The organism is Streptomyces atriruber (assembly GCF_001418325.1).
Taxonomy (GTDB): domain Bacteria; phylum Actinomycetota; class Actinomycetes; order Streptomycetales; family Streptomycetaceae; genus Streptomyces; species Streptomyces atriruber.
In genome coordinates this window covers 1-5,332 of sequence record NZ_LIPN01000045.1, presented here as the reverse complement: position 1 = coordinate 5,332, position 5,332 = coordinate 1, and the positions used below count along the sequence as shown (strand labels likewise).

General features: G+C 73.5%; 4 protein-coding genes. 2 read left to right on the top strand and 2 right to left on the bottom strand.

Annotation, left to right across the window (positions count from 1 at the left end):
• The first annotated feature begins 24 nt into the window (after window positions 1–24).
• Both AOK03_RS05430 and AOK03_RS05425 read left to right on the top strand, forming a co-directional pair.
• Window positions 25–1,200 carry an MFS transporter gene (locus AOK03_RS05430; protein ID WP_341845781.1) on the top strand — a complete coding sequence of 392 codons (1,176 nt, stop codon included), beginning with the start codon at window positions 25–27 and terminating at the stop codon, window positions 1,198–1,200.
• Window positions 1,201–1,220: 20 nt separating this feature from the next.
• Window positions 1,221–2,153 carry a sigma-70 family RNA polymerase sigma factor gene (locus tag AOK03_RS05425; RefSeq protein ID WP_055564007.1) on the top strand — a complete coding sequence of 311 codons (933 nt, stop codon included), beginning with the start codon at window positions 1,221–1,223 and terminating at the stop codon, window positions 2,151–2,153.
• Here the strand turns inward: AOK03_RS05425 and AOK03_RS05420 are convergent.
• Window positions 2,098–4,209 carry an elongation factor G gene (locus AOK03_RS05420; RefSeq protein WP_055564006.1) on the bottom strand — a complete coding sequence of 704 codons (2,112 nt, stop codon included), beginning with the start codon at window positions 4,207–4,209 and terminating at the stop codon, window positions 2,098–2,100. The two genes, AOK03_RS05425 and AOK03_RS05420, sit on opposite strands and share 56 nt — an antisense overlap.
• Window positions 4,210–4,380: 171 nt before the next feature.
• Window positions 4,381–5,332, bottom strand: a 952-nt coding sequence (locus tag AOK03_RS05415; protein WP_341845780.1) for a CPBP family intramembrane glutamic endopeptidase, incomplete at its 5' end; no start/stop codon positions are given.

Sequence of the window (5,332 nt, the reverse complement as noted above, 5' to 3'; positions counted from 1 at the left end):
GGTGTATAAGAGACAGTCTTCGGGCTGCTGACGTTCGGCGCGGGCTCCGCGCTCAGCCTCGTCGCCGGCAACTACTGGGTCCTGGACGGGGCCCGGCTGGTGGCCGGGGCGGGGGCCGGGGCCGTCTTCTCGGTGGGCTCGGCCGTCGTGTCGTCGAACTTCGAGGGCGAACAGCGCACCCGCGCCTTCGCCTTCCTCGGGTCGGTCGCCGGTCTCTCCCTGGCCTTCGGCCCGTCGCTGTGCGGGCTGCTCACGCAGCTCTCCGGCTGGCGCCTCGTCTACGGCTTCCAGCTGGCCTGCCTGGTCGTCGCGTGCGCGGGCATGCCGCTGATCCGCCGGGCCGCCGCCCACGAGAAGCGGCACGCCGCCCGCATCGACTGGGCGGGAGCGGCGCTCTTCTGCACGGCGACCACCGTCACGCTCGGCGGTCTCGCGCTCGGTTCGGCGACGGGCTGGGCCTCGCCGCCCTTCCTGCTCTGCACGGCCGTCGGCATCGGCTGCTACGGCCTCTTCGCCTGGCGGGAGTCCATCGCGCCCAACCCGCTGCTGAGCCTGGGCACCCTGCGCAGCAGGCGCTTCTCCGGCATCACGCTGGTGGTCGCGGTGGCGTCGTTCACGTTCACCAACGCGGTCGCCTATCTGCCGGTCTTCTTCCAGGGTGCCTACGGCGCCTCGGCCGGTGCCAGCGGCGCGTACCTGATGTTCCTGACGCTGCCCGTGCTCGTCGCCCCGCTGATCGCCGCCCGCATGACGGCCCGCGGCACACCCGCCCACACCATCTTCACGTGGAGCATCGGTCTGCTGGTCGTGGGTCTCGTGCTGGCGGGCGCGACCGCGTCTCCCGGGCTCGCCTGGATGACGCTGCCGATGGTGGTGGTCGGCATCGGGTTCGGGCTGCAGGCCGGGCTCGTCGACGGCGAGGCGCTCGCGCACGTCCCGGCGGACGAGGCGGGCATGGGGGCGGGCTGGATCAACACGGTCCGCCTCGGCAGCGAGGCCATCGCGGTGTCGCTCTTCGGCTCGCTGTTCGCCAGCTTCGCGGGCGACGCCGACGACGCCTCCCGCGGCGGGTTCGCCGCCATCACGATCGGCTCCACCCTGTGCGCGGCGGCGCTCGGCGTCGTGTCGGTCCTGCTCATGCGGCGACCGGGACCGACGGCCCCGGCGGCGGATCCCAGGGCGGCGGACCGCGTCGGCTGAGCCTCCTGTTCAATTGAAGGATGAACGAGAACGGATCGGCTCAAGTCGCCCTGGCGGCGCGGTTCGAGGAGCACAGACCCCGGCTGAACGCGGTGGCGTACCGGATGCTCGGCTCGCTGAGCGAGTCCGAGGACGCGGTGCAGGAGGCGTGGTTCCGGCTGAGCCGCACGGAGGGCGGCCCGGCCGCGGGGGAGGTGCGGAACCTGGGCGGCTGGCTGACCACCGTCGTCGGCCGCATCTGCCTCGACCTGCTGCGCTCGCGGCAGTCCCGGCGCGAGGACTCCCTCGACGCGTCGGTGCGGGCCTTCGGCGAGACCCACATCCCGGACCCGGTCGTGACCCGCGCCGACACCGCCGACCCCGAGGCGGAGGTGCTGCTCGCCGACTCGGTGGGCCTCGCGCTCCTCGTCGTACTCGAGACGCTGACGCCCGCCGAGCGGCTCGCGTTCGTGCTGCACGACATGTTCGCCGTGCCCTTCGAGGAGATCGCGCCCGTCGTGGAGCGTTCGGCGGCCACGACCCGGCAGCTGGCCAGCCGGGCCCGCCGCCGCGTGCAGGGTTCCACGCCCGCGGCGGAGACCGACGTCGCCAAGCAGCGCGAGGTCGTCGAGGCCTGGATGGCCGCCACGCGCGCCGGTGACTTCGACGCGCTCCTCGAACTCCTCGACCCGGACGTCGTGCTGCGCGCGGACACCGGCGAGCTGTCGTCCGGCCTGTCGAAGGTGGTGCGCGGCGCCGCGGAGGTGGCCGGACAGGCCGCGATGTTCGCGCGGGTCGCCGCGGACCAGCACCTGGTGTTCCTCAACGGCATGCCGGGCCTGGTCGCCCTCCCCGGCGGCGAGGCGGTCTCGCTCGGCTCCTTCACGGTCGTGGACGGCCGCATCGTGGAGATCAACATCATCGCGGACCGCGAGCGGCTGCAGGTCCTGACCCGTCCGCTGCGGGAGGCCTGAGGGGATCGCCGCCGCTCGTCCGGCGCACCACCCGCAGCAGGTAGTCCTTGCGGTGCAGCGGATCGTGATCGGTCCGCGCCCGCGTCGGGACGGCGCCCCCGCGCACCGGCTCGTAGTGGTCGAAGGCGGACTCCAACTCGCCCTCGCCGCGCGTGAGCCCCGGCAGCTGCTGCTCCAGCGCGTGCACCTGCTGCGCGGGGATGTCCCCCTCCAAGTGGTACGACGCCCCGTTCGTCGTCGGCGTGTGCGGGACGGCGCGCAGCCGCGAGAGGACGGGCAGGACCGCCCCGACGGTGTCGGCCGGCACGTCGAGCCGGAACCGGTGCATCGGCTCGTGCACCGCCGTGCCCGCCGCCCGCAGCGCGTCCATCAGGACCAGCGGTGTCAGGTTCCGGAAGTCCCCGGCGGTGCTCGACATGCTCTTGTCGAACGTGCCGTGGGCGTGGCTCTGCCGGGGCCAGTAGCCGCAGTGCGTCATCGTGACCGTGCAGTCGGGGATGCGCCAGCCGTGGATGCCCTGGTGGAGCGTCTCCCTGACCGTCTCCTCGACGGCCCGGAAGAACGCGTACGGCATCGAGCCGAGCTCGACCCCGAGCCGGAACTCCACCCCGGCGCCGACCGGCGCGGGCTCCACCCGCAGCCCGACCGTGGCCAGGAACGGATTGGGGTCCTTGTCGATGATCTCGTGTGCCGCACCGGTCCCGACGACCCGCTCCACACAGATCGTCGTGGTCTCCCGGAAGGAGACGTCGAGTCTGAAGTCCTCGGCGAGCGTCGCCTGAACGACCTCCTTCTGCACCTCGCCGTAGAGCGAGACCGAGACCTCCTGGCGGACGGCGTCCTGCCGCAGGCCGATCAGCGGATCCTGCTCGGCGAGCTGGGTGAGCGCGAGGTGCAGCGCGCCGCGGTCGGCGGCGCGCAGCGGGGTGACGACGGTCTCCAGGGTCGGCGGCGCGAAGAAGCGGGCGCCGTACTCGACCCCTTCGCGGGGTACGCCGAGCACGTCCCCGATCCGTACGTCCCCGAGCCCGCGCAGCTTGCCGATCTGCCCCGCGCGGACCTCCGCGCGCGGCACGTCCGTGCCCGCCTCGAAGACGCCGATGCCGGTGACCTTGCCCTCGCGGGCCGCCCCGCCCCTGCCGTCGCCGATGTCCAGGCGGTCGCGCGTGCGGACGGTGCCCGCGAACATGCGGACGTACGCGATCTTCTCCCCGGCGGCGCCCCGCTCGACCTTGAACACGCTGCCGGACACCGGCCCTTCGGCGTCCCCGGCGACGGCGGGCAGCAACTCCCGGATCCCGTCCGTCAGTTCGCGTACGCCCACACCGGTGGCCGCCGAGCCGAAGAACACCGGGTGCACGAGGGCACGCCGGGTCTGCCGGGCCAGTTCGGTGCGCAGACGGTCGTACGAGAGGGACGCCGGGTCGTCGACGTACGCGGCCAGGAGCGCGTCGTCGTGCCCGGCGAGCAGCTCGGTCAGCCGGGCGGTGAAGCCGCCGGGCCCGGCGTTCCCGGCGGTGAACGGGGCGAAGCGCGCCTCGCGGGTGCCGAGGCCGGAGACCGTGCCCATCGGGACGACGTCCGGGGTCAGGCGCTCGGCGATGTGCCGCAGGACGCCTTCGTGGCGGGCGCCGCGGCGGTCGGTCTTGTTCACGAAGATCAGCGTGGGGATGCGCAGCCGCCGCAGCGTCCGCAGCAGGACGCGGGTCTGCGCCTGGACGCCCTCCACGGCGGAGACCACGAGCACGGCGCCGTCGAGCACGCTCAGCACCCGCTCCACCTCGGCGATGAAGTCCGGGTGGCCGGGGGTGTCGATGAGATTGACGGTCGTGCCGTCGACGGCGAAGGAGACGACCGCGGATTTGATGGTGATGCCGCGCCGTCGCTCCAGGGCGAGCGAATCGGTCTGTGTGTTTCCGTCGTCGACGCGGCCGACCTCGTCGATGACACCGGCGGCATGCAGGAGCCGCTCGGTCAGGCTGGTCTTACCGGCGTCGATGTGGGCCAGAATGCCCAGGTTCAGGGTGCGCGGAAGGCGCGGGGCAGCTGAATGCACGTACCGTCATGTCCTTTGGGGAAGTGGGAATTCCTTTCGCGTGGGACATGCACGAACGCCGCATTTCCTTCTCCTCCGCAGACTCCGCCGGGCGTGCGCCGACTGCCGTCAGTGCAGCAGCGCGGGGCGGGGCGCGGCAACCGATTAAGTGCGCGCCCCCAGGGGCCCGGCTCAGCGCGAGACCCATACCGGTGGGGCCGGGGCGGGCGCGGGCGCGGGGATGGACGCGGGGTCGCAGACCGCGGTGATCCGGCGCCGGGCCGCGAGCCGCAGCACGATCGCCGCGTACCCGAGGAGCATCACCACGTCGACGCCCACCGCCATCCGGTCCATGTCCGCGGCGGTCTCCTCGGAGGCGAGGGCCCCGGCGATCGCGGCCGAGACGCCCATCGCCAGCAGGTTGTTGACCACGTGCAGGCCGATCGCCGCCTCCAGGCCGCCGGTACGGACCGTCAGCACGCCCGCCACCAGGCCGAACACCACGAGGTCCGCGAAGCCCCACGGCGTGCCCCAGCCGTGGGCCGAGGCGAACAGCAGCGCCTGCGGCACGATCGCCACCCACGGCGAACGGCACCAGGCGCCGACCGCCTGGGTGAGCCAGCCACGGAACGCGTACTCCTCCGCCGAGGCCTGGAACGGCACGAGCACGCACACCAGCGCGAGGCCGAGCAGGAAGTCCGGCCACCCGGCCCACTCCGTGCCGCCCGCGGTGGCCTCCGAGCCGCCGCCCGACGACTCGGGCAGCAGCAGCATGATCCCCAACGACGCGGCGACCAGCGGCAGCGCGACCACCAGGCAGCGCCCCAGCCACCGCCACCGCAGCCGTCCGGTCACCGAGGAGAGCGTGCCCGCCGGACGCCGCTGCGCCCAGTGCGCGGCCGCGAACACCACGGGCGTGAGCAGCGCGAGCGACAGCAGCGCCACCCCCGTCTCCCCGATGCCGCCCCAGACGTGGAAGCCGTCCTTGTCGACGGGCCGGTCCAGGATCGCGCCCGCGATCTCACCGGCCACCAGCACCACGAGCGACGCGGCGACGGCGCCGGCCAGCAGCAGTGCGGTCCCGGCCAGGGGACGCCACCAGCGGTGCCGTCCGGTGACCAGGGCGAGGCGGTGATAGGGGAGC